17 protein-coding genes are annotated in these 17247 nt (G+C 65.2%); 13 read left to right on the forward strand and 4 right to left on the reverse strand.

Annotated elements, in window-relative coordinates; genetic code table 11:
• The first annotated feature begins 100 nt into the window (after window positions 1-100).
• The 10 genes from ABIB91_RS04650 to ABIB91_RS04695 all read left to right on the forward strand — a co-directional run bounded on the left by ABIB91_RS04650 (window position 101) and on the right by ABIB91_RS04695 (window position 10356).
• Window positions 101-1003 carry an ABC transporter permease gene (locus ABIB91_RS04650; RefSeq protein ID WP_354060920.1) on the forward strand — a complete coding sequence of 301 codons (903 nt, stop codon included), beginning with the start codon at window positions 101-103 and terminating at the stop codon, window positions 1001-1003.
• Between the two features lie 2 nt (window positions 1004-1005).
• Window positions 1006-2067: an ABC transporter ATP-binding protein gene (locus tag ABIB91_RS04655; protein ID WP_354159621.1), complete on the forward strand. Its 1062-nt coding sequence runs from the start codon at window positions 1006-1008 to the stop codon at window positions 2065-2067.
• Window positions 2064-2261 (forward strand): hypothetical protein, encoded by a 198-nt coding sequence (locus tag ABIB91_RS04660; protein WP_106941722.1) that lies wholly within the window; start codon window positions 2064-2066, stop codon window positions 2259-2261. The genes ABIB91_RS04655 and ABIB91_RS04660 overlap by 4 nt, the downstream gene beginning before the upstream one ends.
• Window positions 2258-3673 carry an amidase gene (locus tag ABIB91_RS04665; protein ID WP_354159619.1) on the forward strand — a complete coding sequence of 472 codons (1416 nt, stop codon included), beginning with the start codon at window positions 2258-2260 and terminating at the stop codon, window positions 3671-3673. Before ABIB91_RS04660 ends, ABIB91_RS04665 begins: the two co-directional genes overlap by 4 nt.
• Window positions 3670-4647 (forward strand): ABC transporter ATP-binding protein, encoded by a 978-nt coding sequence (locus ABIB91_RS04670; protein ID WP_219682973.1) that lies wholly within the window; start codon window positions 3670-3672, stop codon window positions 4645-4647. The genes ABIB91_RS04665 and ABIB91_RS04670 overlap by 4 nt, the downstream gene beginning before the upstream one ends.
• A 97-nt stretch (window positions 4648-4744) precedes the next feature.
• A complete protein-coding gene (locus ABIB91_RS04675) occupies window positions 4745-5014 on the forward strand; it encodes a GlsB/YeaQ/YmgE family stress response membrane protein (protein WP_148738875.1) in 270 nt (89 codons plus the stop codon).
• A 260-nt stretch (window positions 5015-5274) separates the two neighbouring features.
• Complete coding sequence (locus ABIB91_RS04680) at window positions 5275-7020, forward strand: type I secretion system permease/ATPase (protein ID WP_354159616.1); 1746 nt, start codon at window positions 5275-5277, stop codon at window positions 7018-7020.
• Window positions 7017-8351: an HlyD family type I secretion periplasmic adaptor subunit gene (locus ABIB91_RS04685; RefSeq protein ID WP_007599563.1), complete on the forward strand. Its 1335-nt coding sequence runs from the start codon at window positions 7017-7019 to the stop codon at window positions 8349-8351. Before ABIB91_RS04680 ends, ABIB91_RS04685 begins: the two co-directional genes overlap by 4 nt.
• Window positions 8352-8524: 173 nt before the next feature.
• Window positions 8525-10003 carry an AMP nucleosidase gene (locus tag ABIB91_RS04690; RefSeq protein WP_354159614.1) on the forward strand — a complete coding sequence of 493 codons (1479 nt, stop codon included), beginning with the start codon at window positions 8525-8527 and terminating at the stop codon, window positions 10001-10003.
• Between the two features lie 77 nt (window positions 10004-10080).
• A complete protein-coding gene (locus ABIB91_RS04695; RefSeq protein ID WP_007599567.1) occupies window positions 10081-10356 on the forward strand; it encodes a DUF1488 family protein in 276 nt (91 codons plus the stop codon).
• A gap of 118 nt (window positions 10357-10474) precedes the next feature.
• On the opposite strand, the gene ABIB91_RS04700 is transcribed toward ABIB91_RS04695, so the two are convergent.
• Both ABIB91_RS04700 and ABIB91_RS04705 read right to left on the reverse strand, forming a co-directional pair.
• On the reverse strand, window positions 10475-11563 hold the full coding sequence (locus ABIB91_RS04700; RefSeq protein ID WP_027570101.1) for a Zn-dependent alcohol dehydrogenase: 1089 nt from the start codon (window positions 11561-11563) through the stop codon (window positions 10475-10477).
• Between the two features lie 44 nt (window positions 11564-11607).
• Window positions 11608-13392, reverse strand: coding sequence for an acyl-CoA dehydrogenase family protein (locus ABIB91_RS04705; protein ID WP_354159611.1), 1785 nt, complete (start codon window positions 13390-13392; stop codon window positions 11608-11610).
• Window positions 13393-13624: 232 nt separating this feature from the next.
• Here ABIB91_RS04705 and ABIB91_RS04710 point away from each other — a divergent pair, with 232 nt between their 5' ends.
• Both ABIB91_RS04710 and ABIB91_RS04715 read left to right on the forward strand, forming a co-directional pair.
• Window positions 13625-14326, forward strand: coding sequence for an SDR family NAD(P)-dependent oxidoreductase (locus ABIB91_RS04710; RefSeq protein ID WP_354159609.1), 702 nt, complete (start codon window positions 13625-13627; stop codon window positions 14324-14326).
• A gap of 111 nt (window positions 14327-14437) precedes the next feature.
• The gene (locus ABIB91_RS04715; protein WP_354159607.1) at window positions 14438-15268 is read left to right on the forward strand and encodes an enoyl-CoA hydratase; all 831 of its coding nucleotides are present in this window, start codon (window positions 14438-14440) and stop codon (window positions 15266-15268) included.
• 51 nt (window positions 15269-15319) lie between these two features.
• Here the strand turns inward: ABIB91_RS04715 and ABIB91_RS04720 are convergent, their stop codons facing one another.
• Window positions 15320-15943, reverse strand: a complete 624-nt coding sequence (locus tag ABIB91_RS04720; protein ID WP_354159605.1) for a GNAT family N-acetyltransferase — start codon at window positions 15941-15943, stop codon at window positions 15320-15322.
• Window positions 15944-16024: 81 nt separating this feature from the next.
• Entirely contained in the window at window positions 16025-16228 is a 204-nt protein-coding gene (locus tag ABIB91_RS04725; protein WP_007599575.1) for a DUF1127 domain-containing protein, read from the reverse strand.
• 110 nt (window positions 16229-16338) lie between these two features.
• Between ABIB91_RS04725 and ABIB91_RS04730 the strand changes: the two genes are divergently transcribed.
• Entirely contained in the window at window positions 16339-17238 is a 900-nt protein-coding gene (locus ABIB91_RS04730) for a transcriptional regulator GcvA (RefSeq protein ID WP_007599576.1), read from the forward strand.
• The last annotated feature ends 9 nt before the right edge of the window (window positions 17239-17247 follow it).

Here is a 17247-nt window from a genome sequence, read left to right on the forward strand (position 1 = left end):
CCTCACCCGGCGCTGCGCGCCGACCTCTCCCGCACGCGGGAGAGGTGCACCGCCGCCTTGGCGAGGATCGAATCCCTCGATGCATAACGGAGGCTCGCCGATGAGCGAGCTTCCGTTGTCCGTCACCTCCGATGCCGCGCTTCAGTCCGCGCCCGCGACCAAGGCGCGCGGCTATTGGGCGACCGTCGGCCGTCGGATCCGGCGCGACAAGGTCAGCATGGTCTGCGCGCTGGTGCTGCTGCTGATCTTCCTGTCGGCGATCGTTGCGCCATGGCTCGGTCTGGAAGATCCGTACAAGGGCTCGATGATCCGGCGCCTTCGGCACATCGGCACAACAGGCTACCCGCTCGGCACCGACGAGCTCGGTCGCGACATGCTGGCGCGGCTGATCTATGGCGGGCGGCTGTCGCTTCTCATCGGCATTTTGCCGGTGATCCTCGCCTTCTGTATCGGCACCTCGCTCGGCCTCGTCGCCGGCTATGTCGGCGGCAAGCTCAATACCGCGATCATGCGCACGATCGACGTGTTTTACGCGTTTCCGTCTGTGCTGCTGGCGATCGCGATCTCCGGCGCGCTGGGCGCGGGCATCCTCAATTCCATCGTGTCGTTGACCGTCGTGTTCGTCCCGCAAATCACCCGTGTCGCCGAAAGCGTCACCACCGGCGTGCGCAACATGGACTTCGTCGACGCCGCGCGCGCCTCCGGTGCCGGTCCCTTCACCATCATGCGCGTGCACATTCTCGGCAACGTGCTGGGTTCGATCTTCGTCTATGCCACCAGCCTGATCTCGGTTTCGATGATCCTCGCGGCAGGCCTGTCCTTCCTTGGACTCGGCACTAAGCCGCCGGAGCCGGAATGGGGCCTGATGCTGAACACCTTGCGGACCGCGATCTACGTCAACCCCTGGGTCGCTGCGCTTCCCGGTGCAATGATCTTCGCGGTCTCGATCTGCTTCAACCTGCTCTCGGACGGCCTGCGCAGCGCCATGGACATCAGGAACTAGCCATGAGCGAAATCAGCACGTCAGTCGTAATGCTGGAGCCGATCGAAGACCTCGGCGGCGTCGCCCAGCCGCTGCTTCAGGTCAACGGCCTGACCAAGCATTTTCCGGTGCGAGGCGGCCTGTTCGCCGCAAAGCGCACCGTGCGTGCCGTCGACAATGTCTCCTTCTCTGTCGCCAAGGGCGAGACCGTCGGCATCGTCGGCGAGTCCGGTTGCGGCAAGTCGACCACCGCGCGGCTGCTCATGCATCTGATGCCGCGCGACACCGGCGATATCATTTATGACGGCATGAGCGTCGGGCAGTCGCTCTCCCTGCGAGAGCTGCGTCGCGGCATGCAGATGGTGTTCCAGGATTCCTACGCCTCGCTCAATCCGCGCCTGACCATCGAAGAGTCGATCGCCTTCGGCCCGAAGGTGCACGGTATGGCCGACGGCGCCGCGCGCGCGCTGGCGCGCGAGCTGCTCGGCAAGGTGGGCCTGGTTCCCGCCAACTTCGCCAACCGCTACCCCCACGAGGTCTCCGGCGGCCAGCGCCAGCGCGTCAACATCGCACGCGCGCTGGCGCTCTCGCCGCGGCTGGTGATCCTCGACGAAGCGGTCTCCGCGCTCGACAAATCCGTCGAGGCGCAGGTGCTCAATTTGCTTGCCGATCTCAAGAGCGAGTTCGGCCTGACCTATCTCTTCATCAGTCACGACCTCAACGTCGTGCGCTACATCAGCGATCGCGTGCTGGTGATGTATCTCGGCGAGGTCGTCGAGCTCGGCCCGGTCGACCAGGTCTGGGACCAGCCGGCACATCCCTATACGCGCGCACTTCTTGCCGCGATGCCGTCCTCGGATCCGGACCGCCGCACCGAGACGCCGCCGATCACGGGCGATCCGCCCAATCCGATCGATCCGCCCTCGGGCTGCCGCTTCCACACCCGTTGCCCGTTTGCGGAGCCGCTCTGCGCAAATGCGACACCAAAACTCACCGCGCTCGATAGAATGGGCCACGAGGCCGCGTGCTACATGGCGATCCCGGGTTCAGGCCATAGCCGCGCGCCGAAGGAGGAAACCGTATGACGAGACCGACGACAAAAGAGATCAAGGCGACGGCACAGGTCGCCGGCGTTCCCGTCGACGACGAGATTGCGACGCGCATCTCCAATTCCATCGGACCGGCCTTCGAGGGCTTTGCGGCCATTGCCGGCACGTTGCCGTTCGATCTCGAGCCCGCGCTCTATCCGATCGCGCAGACTGCGAAGCTCTCGAAATGAGCGCCGAGCCCGCATTGATGACGCTCATCGAGGCCGCGCGCGCGATCGCGATGAAGCAGGTGTCCTCGCATGAGGTGACGCGCGCGCTGCTGCAGCGTATCGCGCAGTGGCAGCCGCACCTCAACGCCTTCATGTCGATCGAGGCAGAGGCGGCGCTGAAGGCCGCCGATGCCGCCGACGCCGAACTCGCCAAGGGGGAAGTCCGCGGTCCGCTGCACGGCGTGCCGCTCGCGCACAAGGATATGTATTACGACGCAGGCCACGTCGCGACCTGCGGCTCGCTGATCCGCCGCGATTTCGTTCCGACAGTGACCTCCACCGCCTTGCAGCGGCTGAAGGACGCCGGCCAGGTTCGGCTCGGCACGTTGCATCTCGCCGAATTTGCCTATGGCCCGACCGGCCATAACGCCCATTACGGCCCTGTTCGGAATCCCTGGAACGTGGCGCACATCACCGGCGGCTCGTCCTCGGGTTCGGGCTCGGCGGTCGCGGCGCGACTGACCTATGCCGCGCTCGGCTCCGACACCGGCGGCTCGATCCGCATGCCCGCGCATTTCTGCGGCGTCACGGGATTGAAGACCACCGTCGGCCGGGTCAGCCGCGCCGGTGCGATGCCGCTGTCGCAGTCGCTCGACACGGTCGGCCCGCTCGCCCGCACCGCCGAGGATTGCGCGCTGTTGCTGGCGCTGATGGCCGGCCCTGATCCCGAGGATTCGACTGCGAGCCACGAGCCGCTGTCTGACTATGTCGGCGCGACCAAGGGCTCGCTGAAGGGCCTCAAGGTCGGCGTCCCCTCGTCCTTCTATGTCGACGATCTCGACGGCGAGGTCGCGCGCGTGCTGGACGAAACCATCGCGGTGCTCAAGCGTGAGGGCGCCGACATCGTCACGGTCGAGCTGCCCGATCAGCGGCAATTGTCCGCGGCAAGCCAGCTCGTGCTTGCGGCCGAAGCCGCCGCCTTCCACAAGCGCTGGATGATCGAGCGGCCGCAGGATTACGGCCCGCAGGTGTTGATGCGGCTCCAGAACGGCCTTGCGGTCCCCGCCATCACCTACCTCGAGGCGATGCGCTGGCGCGGGCCGGCACTGGCCGCGCACAACGCTGCGACATCAGGTGTCGACGCGATCATCGCGCCGGCGTCTCCGGTGCCGGCGCCGACGATCGAGGAGAGCGACGTCGGCGGCGGGCCGAACGCGCCGGCGCTGTTGCAGCGGCTGACGCTGTTCACCCGTCCGGTGAATTACCTTGGCCTGCCGTCGCTCACGGTGCCCTCGGGCTTCACCAAAAATGGTCTTCCGATCGGCATGCAGCTGATCGGCCGCTCGTTCGATGAAGCGACGCTGCTCACCATCGGCGCCGCATTCCAGCGCGCCACCGATTATCACGACAGGCTGCCGAAACTTCCGTCATGACAAAGCTCGTCGAGATCTCAGGCCTGAACATCCGCTTCACCGGCGAGCGCACGGTCTATGCCGTGAACGATCTCAGCCTTTCGCTCGGCGACGGCGAGGTACTCGGCCTGCTCGGCGAGTCCGGTTCGGGCAAGAGCGTGACCTTGCGTGCGCTGATGCGGCTGTTGCCGAAGAAGCGCACGCAGATCACGGGCAAGGTCAACGTCATGGGCCGCGACGTGCTCGCGATGAACGAGGAGCAGCTGTCGTCGTTCCGCGGCCAGACCGTGTCGATGATCTTTCAGGAGCCGGCGCTCGCGCTCGATCCGGTCTACACCATCGGCGCGCAGATCGCCGAAAGCGTGGTGCGTCACGAAGGCAAGTCCTATGCGGAGGGCAGGGCGCGCGCACTCGAAATGCTCGATGTCGTGCGCATTCCTTCCGCAAAACGCCGGCTCGATGCCTATCCGCACGAGATGTCCGGCGGCATGCGTCAGCGCGCGATGATCGCGCTGGCGCTCGCGTGTCGGCCAAAGATCCTGCTCGCGGACGAGCCGACCACCGCGCTTGATGCCACCGTGCAGATCCAGATCCTGCTGCTGTTGCGCGAGCTGCAGCGCGAGTTCGGCATGTCCGTCATCTTCGTCACCCACGACATCGGCGTCGCCATCGAGATCTGCGACCGGGTCGCTGTGATGTATGCCGGCCAGATCGTGGAGCAGGGCACGCTTCGCGACATCGTCCGCTCGCCGGTGCATCCCTACGCCAAGGGCCTGCTCGCCTCGACCGTCCACGGGGCCAAGCGGGGACAGCGGCTCGAGACCATCCCCGGCACCCCGCCGTCGCTTGGCGAGAGGCCGCACAACTGCTCCTTTGCGCCCCGCTGCGCCGCTGCCCAGCCGCGCTGCCTGGAGCAATTGCCTGGGAATGTGGACGTCGGGCCGGGCCGGGCAGCACGGTGCGTGCTGGCAGAGCCGGTCACCGCGCTGTCATGATCTTTGGACCGCCAGCGGGGAACGGGGGAACAGCATTCAGACCTCGTTCATCCCGGTTCCGCTTCCATGGAACCGTTCACGGAGAGGGACCTCACTTATGTACATTTCCAATGAAGGCCTGCTTGTCATCCTGTTCGTCGGCCTCGTGGCTGGCTGGTTGGCCGGCAAAGTGGTGCGCGGAACCGGGTTCGGCATCATCGGCGACATCGTGGTCGGCATCGCCGGCGCGCTGGTGGCAAGCTTCCTGTTTCCGAAGCTCGGCATTCACATCGGCACCGGACTGATATCGGAGATCGTCTATTCCGCGATCGGCGCGGTCATCCTGCTGCTGGTGGTGCGGCTGGTCCGCGGCGGCGGCCGATTCTAATGGCGCCCGAGTTCAATTGATCGAACTTTTGACCTCTCCCCGCCTGGGGAGAGGTGACATGTCTGCAAGAAAAAGCCGCAAGATCGTGAGATTCCGGACTTGCGTGCAAGGTCGGTCGAGGGTGATGTGGGCTATAGGGGTCCCGGGTGTTCGACTGCGTTGGGCGATGAGCGCAAACGCGATGTTAATCCGGGTCAATTACTCCTGAATTTGCCTTTGAAATCAGGGGCTTTGGCCCCTACCCGAAAGAGATCAGACTGATGGCAGCCGTTCCCGGCGTCCGCCGCTCAGAGCTCGGTGATGCGCTGCGCGCCTGTCGCACGGCGTTTGTCGGCGTCGGCTTGATGAGCTGCATGATCAACCTGCTCTATCTGACCGGGTCGATCTTCATGCTGGAGGTCTACGATCGGGTGCTGCCGAGCCGCAGCATTCCGACCCTGGTCGGCCTGATCGTCCTCGCCAGTTTCCTCTACATGGCGCAGGGCGTTCTGGACATGATCCGCAACCGGATTTTGGGCCGGGTCGGCACCGCGCTGGACGAAGCCTTGAACAAGCGGGTGTTCGACACCATCGTCCGCCTGCCGCTGCTGGTCGGCAGCCGCAACGAGGGGCTTCAGCCGCTGCGCGATCTCGACAATGTCCGCTCCTTTCTTGGCGGCATGGGCCCGAGCGCGTTCTTCGATCTGCCCTGGCTGCCGCTCTATCTCGCCATCTGCTTCGCCTTCCACGTCATGATCGGCGTCACCGCGCTGGTCGGCGCCGTCATCCTGGTCGGATTGACGCTGGTCACCGAGTTCATGTCCCGCCAGCCGGCGAAAGACGCGATGGGGCTTGCCGCCCAGCGCAACGATCTCGCCCAGGCCAGCCGCCGCAATGCCGAAGTCATGGTGTCGATGGGCATGGCCGGCCGGATGAACGCGCGCTGGAGCGAGGCCAACGAAAAATATCTCGACGGCAACCAGCGTGCGAGCGATGTCGCCGGCGGTCTCGGCGCGGTCGCAAAAGTGCTGCGCATGATGCTGCAATCGGCCGTGCTCGCGGTCGGCGCCTATCTCGTCATCCACCAGGAAGCGACCGCCGGCATCATCATCGCCGGCTCGATCCTGTCGGCCCGTGCGCTCGCGCCGGTCGATCTTGCCATCGCGCACTGGAAATCCTTTGTCGCGGCACGCCAGAGCTGGCACCGCTTGACCCGCCTTCTGGAGCAGATGCCGGCGCAGACGATGCCGACCCAGTTGCAGGCGCCCACCAGCCGCCTCTCGGTCGAAGGCATCGCCATGGTGCCGCCGGGCGACCAGCGCCTCATCGTGCAGGACGTCACCTTTGCGCTCGAAGCCGGCAACGGCCTCGGCGTGATCGGACCGAGCGGCTCCGGCAAGTCGTCGCTGATCCGCGCGCTGGTCGGCGTCTGGCAACCGGTTCGCGGCAAGGTGCGGCTCGACGGCGCGGCGCTCGACCAATGGGCGTCCGACATGCTCGGCCGCCATATCGGCTACCTGCCGCAGGACGTCGAATTGTTCGGCGGCACCATCGCGCAGAACATCAGCCGGTTCGATCCCGAGGCCACCTCCGACGGCATCATCGCCGCCGCCAAGGAGGCCGGCGTGCACGAGATGATCATCAAGATGCGCGAGGGCTACAACACCCAGGTCGGCGAGCAGGGCACGGCGCTCTCCGCGGGCCAGGCGCAGCGCGTGGCGCTGGCGCGCGCTCTCTATGGCAACCCGTTCCTGATCGTGCTCGACGAGCCCAATTCCAATCTCGACACCGAAGGCGACGAAGCGCTGACCCGCGCCATCCGTGCGGCACGCGAGCGCGGCGCCATCGTCATCGTGGTGGCGCACCGTCCGATCGGCGTGGAAGCGGTCGACCAGATCCTGGTGCTGCGCGACGGCCGCATGCAGGCCTTCGGGCCGAAGGAGCAGGTGCTCGCCCAGGTGCTCCAGCCGCGCGTGACACCGCCGGCGCCGATCAAGATCGTCAGCGAAGGCGGAGCCAAGGCATGAGCACGATGGCGCTCGGCGGCGCGAAGCCCGCCGCGAAGAGGACCGTACGGCAGTCGATCCGGTTCCACCTGATGCTCGGGCTTGGGATCGTGCTGGTCCTCCTGGTCGGCCTCGGCGGCTGGGCTTCGACGGTGCAGATTTCCGGCGCGCTGATCGCGCCGGGTCAGATCGTGGTCGAATCCAACGTCAAGAAGGTCCAGCATCCGACCGGCGGCGTCGTCGGCGAGCTGCGCGCGCGCGATGGCGACGTGGTCAAGGCCGGCGACATCGTGGTGCGGCTCGACGACACCGTCACCAAGGCCAACCTCGCCATCGTCACCAAGAATCTCGATGCGGCGCAGGCGCGTGCGGCGCGGCTCCAGGCCGAGCAGCGCGGCATCGACAGGATCGACTACCCGCAAGCGCTGCTCGATCGCAGCAACGATCCCGACGTCAAGGCGCTGCTCTCCGCCGAAACCAAGCTGTTCGACGTCCGCGTCAACGGACGCGCCGGCCAGAAGGCGCAGCTGCGCGAGCGCATCCAGCAGCTCAACGAGGAGATCGAGGGCCTCTCCGCGCAGGAGCGGGCCAAGGACAGGGAAATCTCACTGGTGCAGCAGGAGCTCGTGGGTGTCCGCGATCTCTATGACAAGCACCTGGTGCAGATCTCCCGCCTGACCACGCTCGAACGCGATAGCGCCCGCCTCAACGGCGAGCGCGCGCAATACATCGCCTCGCGCGCGCAGGCCAAGGGCAAGATCACCGAGACCGAGCTGCAGATCATCCAGGTCGACAAGGACATGGTCAGCGAGGTCTCCAAGGATCTGCGCGAGACCAACGACAAGATCGGCGAAATGATCGAGCGCAAGGTCGCCGCCGAGGACCAGCTTCGCCGCGTCGACATCCGCGCGCCGCAGGACGGCATGGTGCTGCAATCGACGGTGCATACCGTTGGTGGCGTCATCACCGCCGGCGACGCCCTCATGCTGATCGTGCCGCAGGCCGACGATCTCCAGGTCGAAGCCAAGGTCAATCCGGTCGATATCGATAAGCTCCAGATCGGCCAGAAGACGCTGCTGCGCCTGTCCGCCTTCAACCAGCGCACCACGCCGGAGCTCAACGGCGTCGTCAGCCGCGTCTCGCCCGACGTCACCACCGACCAGCGCACCGGCCAGAGCTACTACACCATCCGCGTTTCGCTGTCCGCAGAAGAGGTCGCCAAGCTCGGTGACTCCAGGCTGATCCCCGGCATGCCGGCGGAAGCCTTCGTCCAGACCGGCGACCGCACCATGCTGTCCTATCTGATGAAGCCGCTGCACGACCAGTTCATGCGGGCGTTCCGCGAGAAGTGACGCGGGGAAGCGTCGCCTCCTTTCGTCATCGGTAGCGTAGCGAAGCAATCCAGGTTGCCTCCGCGGCGAGATTTCTGGATTGCTTCGCTACGCTCGCAATGACGGGCGGCTTCTTTCTTGCTTTAGTTTTCTTGCTATAGTTCGATTCAGCCCCAGCAACCCGGCATCGAACAATGCAATCCGTCCAATCCCCACCCTCCGTCGCCACCGAATCCTTTTCCGACGCCGGCCTCGCCGTCGCCCGCCTCGAAGAGATCTACGAGCGCAACACGAAGTTCCTGCGTGATCGGTTCGAAGCTTACGTCAACGGCGAGGCAATCACGACGCGGGTGCGGGCCTTCTATCCCTTCGTCCGTGTCACCACCGCGACGCATGCGCGGCTGGATTCGCGTCTCGCCTACGGCTTCGTCGCCCGGCCCGGTGTGCACGAGACCAGCGTCACGCGTCCGGATCTGTTCCGGACCTATCTCACCGAGCAGATCGGATTGTTGATCCAAAACCACGGCGTCCCGGTCGAGATCGGCCAGTCCAGCGAACCGATCCCCGTTCACTTCGCCTATCGCCGCGACATCAACATCGAAGCCGCCATCACCACCAGCGAGAACTCGCCCGTGACGCGATCGCTGCGCGATGCCTTCGACGTGCCTGATCTGGCCACCATGGACGATGCCATCGCCGACGGCACTTTCGAGCTCCAGCCCGGCGCGCCCGAGCCGCTGTCCTTGTTTCGGGCGGCCCGCGTCGACTACTCGCTGCGCCGGCTCTACCACTACACGGGCACAGATCCAGAGCATTTCCAGAACTTCGTGATCTTCACCAACTACCAGTTCTACGTCGACGCCTTCGCGCAGCTCTGCCAGCAGCGGCTTCAGGCTGGCGAGGCCGGCCTCGATGCCTTCGTCGCTCCCGGCAACGTGATCACGCGCAGCGGCGGCGCGTCGACGGGCGTTGCGCCCGCGCGCGCGCCGCAGATGCCGGCCTTCCATTTGGTCACCCCCGGTTATCGCGGCATCACGCTGATCAACATCGGCACCGGTCCGTCCAACGCGCGTAATGTCACCGACCATGTTGCCGTGCTGCGGCCCCATGCCTGGCTGATGCTCGGCCATTGCGCGGGCCTGCGCAACACGCAGCGGCTCGGCGACTACGTGCTCGCCCACGGCTATGTGCGCGAGGACCATGTGCTTGATCGTGAGTTGCCGCTGTGGGTGCCGATCCCGGCGCTCGCGGAGATGCAGGTCGCGCTCGAGGAGGCGGTCGAGGACGTCACCGGGCTCGAGGGGTTCGAGCTCAAGCGCCTGATGCGTACCGGCACCGTCGCGAGCGTTGACAACCGCAATTGGGAGATCAGCGGTCCCGATGTCATTCGCCGCTTGTCGCAATCGCGCGCGGTTGCGCTCGACATGGAATCGGCCGCGATTGCCGCCAACGGCTACCGCTTTCGCGTCCCCTACGGCACGCTGCTGTGCGTCTCCGACAAGCCTCTGCACGGCGAGATCAAGCTCGCTGGCATGGCCAGCGAATTCTACCGCCGGCGCGTCGGCCAACATCTCGAGATCGGCTTGAAGGCGCTGGAACGGCTTAAACAGCAGGAATCCGAGCGGTTGCATTCGCGAAAGCTCCGCAGTTTCGCCGAAGTCGCATTTCAGTAGGCCATGGATTGCCTTTGCTGCTGACAAGCAGCGGGATTTTCGGCATTTTCGGCGCGGGGGTCGACCGGGACGACTTGATGCCACTCATGCGCGACAGGATCATTGGCCATGATCTCGAACGGCTCGCCTTTCGCTTCACCATGCTGAACGACGGCGAAGTCGTACACTGCCAGATCAGCGACGCCGCGATGGACGAGCTTGCGGGCATGCAGGGTACCGAAAGCAGCGCGCGGCAGGCCCAGTTCTTGTCGTTGCGCGAGACCATCGAGCGGCTCGCCTCAGACCTCTACGACGAGGCGCCGCGGGTCAGGGGTCACGTGGTGCGGATCTTTACGCGACATCTGCAGCGGTAGTTCCGCTCCAGCCTCTGCCGTCATGCTCCGGGGCAGTTCATCGGTTGGTCAAGATCTGGTCTTGCCGGGGTTACCTTCCCGCAACGTGCCTGGCGGGCTGAGGACCGCGTCTCTTGCATCAGCTGTCAAACATGATCACGCTGCGCAGCGTCTTGCCGGCCTTCATGTTGGCAAAACCTTCGTTGATCTCGGAGAGCTTCAGCTTGGCCGAAATCCAGTCTTCCAGGTGCAGCCGGCCGCGCAGGTAGAAATCCACCAGCCGCGGCATGTCGACACGAAAATGGTTCGAGCCCATCGATGAGCCCTGGATCCTGCGCTCGCGCAGGAAGTCGAAGCCATGCAGCTCGATCTTCTGGCCGAACGGGATCATGCCGACGATGGTGGCCGTGCCGCCCGAGGCGAGCATGCCGAAGGCCTGCTCGGCGGTCTCCTTGCGGCCGAGCACCTCGAAGGAATGATGCACGCCGCCATTGGTGAGATCGCGCACCTGCTTCACGACGTCGCCGTCGGCGGGGTTGATGATGTCCGTGGCGCCCAGCTTGGTCGCGAGCTGGAGCTTGGCCGGATTGGTGTCGATGGCAATGATGCGGCCGGCGCCGGCGATCTGCGCGCCGTTGATCGCAGCCATGCCGACACCGCCGCACCCGATTACGGCTACGGTCTCGCCGGCCGTCACCTTCGCCGTGTTCACGACCGCGCCGTAGCCGGTAATGACGCCGCAGCCGATCAGCGCCGCAAGATCGAGCGGCATCTCCTTGCGGATTTTGACGATCGCGTTCTCGTGCACCAGCATCTGCTCGGCGAAGGACGACAGGTTGAGAAACTGATGCAGCTTCTCCGAGCGTGCCCATTGCATCCGATTGGATGCCCCCGGCAGCAATTTCACCGTAGTGTCGGTGCAGAGCACCGTGCGGCCCGTGGTGCAATTGTCGCAGGTACCGCAGAACACCGAAAGACAGGTGACGACATGATCACCGGGCTTCACATAAGTCACGTCGGAGCCGACCTGCTCGACGACACCGGCCGACTCGTGCCCGAGCACCGCAGGCAGCGGATGTGGATACAGGCCTTCCATGAAGTGCAGATCGGAGTGGCAGAGACCTGCGACCGACGTCCGGATCAGGACCTCGCGCGGGCCGGGCTTCGGCAGGCTGACATCCTCGATGACCAGGGGCTTGTTGACTTCATGGAGGACGGCGGCCTTCATCGAGCACTCCCTATCGCTTTTTTTGCTTTGAACGCGGGTGCAGCCTACGCTGCCAGGACCAGTTCGCCAACCTCGCTCATGCCAGCATCACGGTCGCCGAGCAGCAGTGCGGCGATCTTCTGCTGTACGGCATTTTCCGTCAGCCGGAACGGATCGCTCGGCGACACCCGGTGATCGATCACCAGCCGCGACAACAACAGCCTTCGCGCATCGCCACGCATGCCGTGAATACGATGCGCCTCCCAGGTGAGCGCGACGGCGCTGGCGACGTGATAGAGCAGGCTGGTGGCGCGGCGCGCATCGGCCTCATTGTCGGCCTTGCCCGCGACCTCGCGTGCGAAGCCGACCGCGCGATCGGTGAGGGTGTGCAGCCGGTCGCGCCAAGCCTGCGGCACCGAGGGGCTGTCATCGAGGCGGGCGTGCAGATCGGCTGCGAGCGCGGATTCGGCGCCGTGGCGACCGACGGCGCGCCTCAACGCATCGATCGCGACGATGTTGCCGGTGCCTTCCCAGACCGAGCCGAGATGCGCGTCGCGCAGCAGGCGGGCGGTCGCGAACTCCTCGATGTAACCGATGCCGCCGCGCATCTCGAGCGCATCGCCGCAGACCTTTCGCGCATCACGGGTCGCACGGAATTTCAGCGTCGGGGTCAAGATGCGCAGCAGTGCGGCCGCATCCTGGCTGCCCGCCTCGGCGCGGTCGAGCGCGTCCGCGGTGAGAAAGCTCATCGACAACGCCTGCTCGACCGGCAGCATGATCTTCAGCATTTGGCGCCGGCCCAGCGGCAGGTCGATGATGCGGTTGCCGAACACCACGCGGTTTCTCGCCACCGTCATCGCGTCATGGTAGGCGCGGCGCATCAGCGCGGTGGATTTGACGCCATTTGAAAGCCGCGACGAGTTCACCATCTCGGCCATCTGCACGAAGCCGCGGTCGAGCTTGCCGACCGCGTAGGCGATCGCGCCTTCGAGCTTGATTTCACCCGAGGCCATCGAGCGCGTGCCGAGCTTGTCCTTTAGACGTACGATCCGGTAGTGGTTCTGCGAACCGTCGTCGAGGAAGCGCGGCATCAGGAACAGGCCGACACCGCGCGTGCCGGGGCCGGCGCCTTCGGGGCGCGCCAGCAGCATCACGATCTTCGCGTCGGCGTTCGAGCAGAACCATTTTTCGCCGCTGAGGCGCCAATGGTCGCCTTCCTGCACCGCTGTCGTGGTCAGCGTGCCGACGTCGGAGCCGCCTTCCTTCTCGGTCATGAACTGGCCGCCTTGCGTCAGCTTGCTCATGTCGGTCTGGGTCAGGCCGTCGAGATATTTCGCCTTCAGCGCCTCGCTGCCGAAATTCGCCAGCAGCTTGGCGCAGCCGTCGGTGACGTTGATCGGGCAGCCCATGCCGAATTCGGTCTGGTTGAACAGGAAGGTGAAGGCGTGCTTGGCGACGACGGGATATTTGTCCGGCCAGCCCATGATGCCCTTGCGGATCGAGAGCGCGTGGATGCCGAACTCGCCGAACGCTGCCTTCTCCAGCTCGCGATAGGCCGGGTGGTATTCGATCCACTGCAAATCGCGGCCGAACTTGTCGCGCTGGTGCAGCACCGGCGTGTGCCGGTCGGCGAGCCGCGCGCAATCGTCGAGATGTCCGCCGGCGAGTTCACCAAGGCGATCGAGATGCGGCTCGACGTGGCGGAATAGCGTCTCCGGCAGATGGATGCGCAGGAGATCGGTGAGGGCTTGGTCGGCGCGGTAGAAATTCATGCCGGTAGTGTCGGGAGCCAGCAGTCCGGATGGTGCGGCCGCGACCTGTTTTGCCTGCGCAGGGGCCGGCTTGTGCATGATCGTCCTCTTCGTTTCCGCCTTGCGGTCATTTTGCGCTGATTTGGCGCTTGCCGCTTGAGATGATGTCGATCATGCTCCAGTCGCGAAAGCGGATAAAGCCGCAAATTGTCAGGGAGGCATGATCGCCGCGTCGGAGCAATTCGCTCTGCGGAATTGTGATCCTCCCCGAGTGGTTGTCCGCGCGGACCGTGCATAGATCAGCGGCTTCCCGTCCTCGAGAGATCACGTCATGGAACACCCGAAATACAAGATCGCCCTCATCGTCGGCGCCGGCGAAGGCCTGAGCGCCTCGCTGGCGCGGCTGTTGTCCGCCCAGGGCATCCGCGTCGCACTGGCCGCGCGAAAAATCGAGAAGCTCGGCGCACTCTGCAGCGAGACCGGCGCCAAGGCCTATGCCTGCAACGCCACCGACCCTGATGAGGTCGAACGCCTGTTCGGCCTGGTCGAACGCGAGATCGGTACGCCCGATTTGGTCGTCTACAACGCGAGCGGCCGGGCGCGCGGGCCGTTCGTCGATCTCGTTCCGGCCGACGTGGCGCAGGCCATTGCGGTCAGCGCCTATGGCGGCTTCCTGGTGGCGCAGCAGGCGGCCAAGCGCCTGCTGCCGAACCAGCACGGCGCGATCCTGTTCACCGGCGCTTCGGCAAGCGTCAAGGGCTATGCGCAGTCCGCGCCATTCGCGATGGGCAAGTTCGCACTGCGCGGGCTGGCGCAGAGCATGGCGCGCGAATTGTCGCCGCAAGGCATCCATGTCGCACATTTCGTGATCGATGGCGGCATCAGAAGCGCAGCGCGCACGGAAGCGCCGGAGAAGCCGGATTCGATGCTTGATCCCGATGCCATCGCGGAGAGCTACTGGAACGTGTTGCAGCAGCCGCGCAGCGCCTGGAGCTGGGAGCTGGAGCTGCGGCCCTGGGTCGAGAAGTTTTGAGGCAAGCTGCCGTAGGGTGGGCAAAGGCGCATAGCGCCGTGCCCACCATCAACCACGAAACAGCAAATGGTGGGCACGCTTCGCCTTGTCCACCCTACAAGGGCGGGAATCATGAGCACGGAAATCACCATCGATACCGGCACCAACGAACTCCTCTGCGCGATCCGCGATCGCGTCGCATTGATCACGCTGAACCGGCCGGAGGCGCGCAACTCGCTGTCGGACGCGCTGACCCCGGCGCTACGCACCATGATCCGCTCCTGCGGCGAGAACCCCGATGTCGGCGCGCTGCTGATCACCGGCGCGGGCGAAGCGTTCTGCGCGGGCGGCAACGTCAAGGGCATGGGCGCGCATCGCGACCCGAAGAAGCTGGAAATGTCCTTTGACGACAAGGTCGCCGATCTCCAGGAGCGGCAGCGCCTGCTCACCGGCGCGCTGGTCTCGGTGCGCAAGCCGACCATCGCCGCGCTGCCGGGGCCGGCGGTCGGCGCGGGGCTCGCCATCGCCATGGCCTGCGACATCCGCATTGCCGCGCAATCGGCCTTCGTGGCTACCGGCTATGCGCGCATTGCGCTCAGCGGCGATTATGGCATCGCGTGGCTGTTGACGCGCCTCGTCGGCACCGCGCGGGCACGCGAGCTGCTGTTCACCGGCGATCGGGTCGATGCTGCCAGATGCGAGGCCATCGGCCTCGTCAACCGCGTGGTGCCCGACGACAAATTGCAGGCAGAGGCCTTTGCGCTGGCAAAATCCCTCGCTGAAGGTCCGCGCCTCGCGCTGCGCTACATGAAGGACAATCTCGACGAGGCCCTGCTGTTCGATTTCGAGACCGCGCGCGACCACGAAGCCGAACGTCTGGTCCGCCTGACCACGACCGCCGATCACAAGGAAGCGGTGCAGGCCTTCATCGAGAAGCGCCAGGCGGTATTCACGAGGAAGTAGCGGCAAAAAAATGCCCGGCTCTGGTTTTCGCCAGGCCGGGCTCGAGTGGTGTCAGACCGAGGCTGAGGGGCTATCGGCCTGACGGGAAAGGGCAACGAGACGCCAACTCGCGCAGGGAATGTCCTTCGGTGCGACGGAAATCTCCTTGTCGAAGCGCACCAGCTTCCAGTCGTCAGGATGATTGACGAAGGCGAAGTCCGATTTGCGCGCGAGCGAGATCATGGCCGCGTTGGAGCGCAGCGTGTCGCCGAACATGTGGTCGGCGCCAAGCGCGGCCGCGCGGCATTCGAGATTCTTCATCAGCACGGTGGCGATGCCGTGGCCCTGCCAGCGGTCGGCAACCGACAGACCGAATTCAAGCGTCGCGGTTTCGGCATGCAGTGCGTAGCGCGCTTCGGCGACGATGGTCTCGAAGCCGTCGACCATCATGGTCGCCACCACGGTAAAACGCTCGCGCTCGCCGACCTGGAGGAATTCGTGCAGCAGGCCCTGCGGCAGTTCGCTGATCGCGCCGAAGAACCGGTTGTAGCGGGAGCGCGTCGAGAGCGAGCGAAAATAGTGCTGGAGCTCCTCGGTGTCGCGCGGCTCGACGAAGCGAACGCGCAGCGCCTCGCCATGTCGCGTGCGCAGCGTGTCCGAATATTGCTTCAGATCTTCCAGGCGAAGGGTGCTCATGACACGCGCCCCCAAGGGGACCAATGGGAGAAAGGACCGCCGGCGCCCCCAACAGTCAGGCGGCGCCGGCCTGGCGGCCAATCAGGCCCGCCAGAAGGGTTTGTCGGCCTCATAGGCCACATCACTCCAGGATAGCCCGACGTCCTGAAGGTCACGCGCGGACCAGTTGGTGAGCTCACGCCTTGTCCGGTAGCGCTCGTGCCAGACGTGAAGGGTCTCGCCGATCTGGTGGATCAGCCCGGGCGCATGATGATTTGTCATCGAATTCTGGGTCAAAGTAGACATTGTCAGCTCCTGGAGCTAAGTTGACCGCTAATATCTGCTTGCTGGTGCACTGCGACAAACGACAATTTGTACTCCTTCGCATGAAATAACGTCATGTATCCTGCTGCCAGATGACTGCCAGATTGCCCTCCCTCAACGGATTGCGGGCCTTTGAGGCCGCCGCGCGCCATCTCAGCTTCACACTGGCTGCGTCCGAGCTGAACGTGACCCAGACCGCGATCAGCCATCAGATCCGCAGGCTCGAGGAGGAGCTCGGCATCCGCCTGTTCGTCCGGCAGAACCGCGCACTGGCGCTGACGCCGGAGGCGCGCGACTATTTGCCGGGCGTCCGTGCCGCCTTCAACGACCTTCGGCTGGCCACCGACCGGCTGCTGCGCAAGGACGACGACAAGGTGCTGACGGTCTCGACGCTGGCATCGCTGGCCGCAAAATGGCTGTTGCCGCGGCTGACCGATTTCCAGGAGCACCATCCCGGCATCGACGTCCGTATCACCACCTCGACCAGCCTCGTCGACTTCCAGCGCGACAATGTCGATGCCGCGATCCGCTACGGCCGCGGCCAGTGGCCGGGTCTGCGCGCCGACTGGCTGATGGCGGACGAGCTGTTTCCGGTGTGCAGCCCGTCTCTGTTGCGCGGTGACAAGCCGTTGCGCTGTCCCGAGGACCTCAAGAGCCACATGCTGCTGCACACCTCCAACGCCAACAGCGACGACTGGCGGCTGTGGTTGACGGCGGCGGGTCTGCCGGCCGACATCGCCAGGCAGCCCGGCATCACCTTCGACATGATCTTCATGACGATCCAGGCCGCCATCGACGGCATCGGCGTGGCGATGGGGCGGACCTCCTACGTTCAGGACGACATTGCCAAGGGCCGGCTCGTCGTTCCCTTCAAGATCGCGCTGCCGGCAGATGCCGGCTTTTACCTGGTCGCGCCGGAGGGGCGCCGCGAAGCACCGAAGCTCGCCGCATTCCGTGAGTGGATGATCGCTGCAACGCGGAATAAAGCCTGAAAAATCATC

The organism is Bradyrhizobium sp. JR4.3, assembly GCF_040547695.1.
Taxonomy (GTDB): domain Bacteria; phylum Pseudomonadota; class Alphaproteobacteria; order Rhizobiales; family Xanthobacteraceae; genus Bradyrhizobium; species Bradyrhizobium canariense.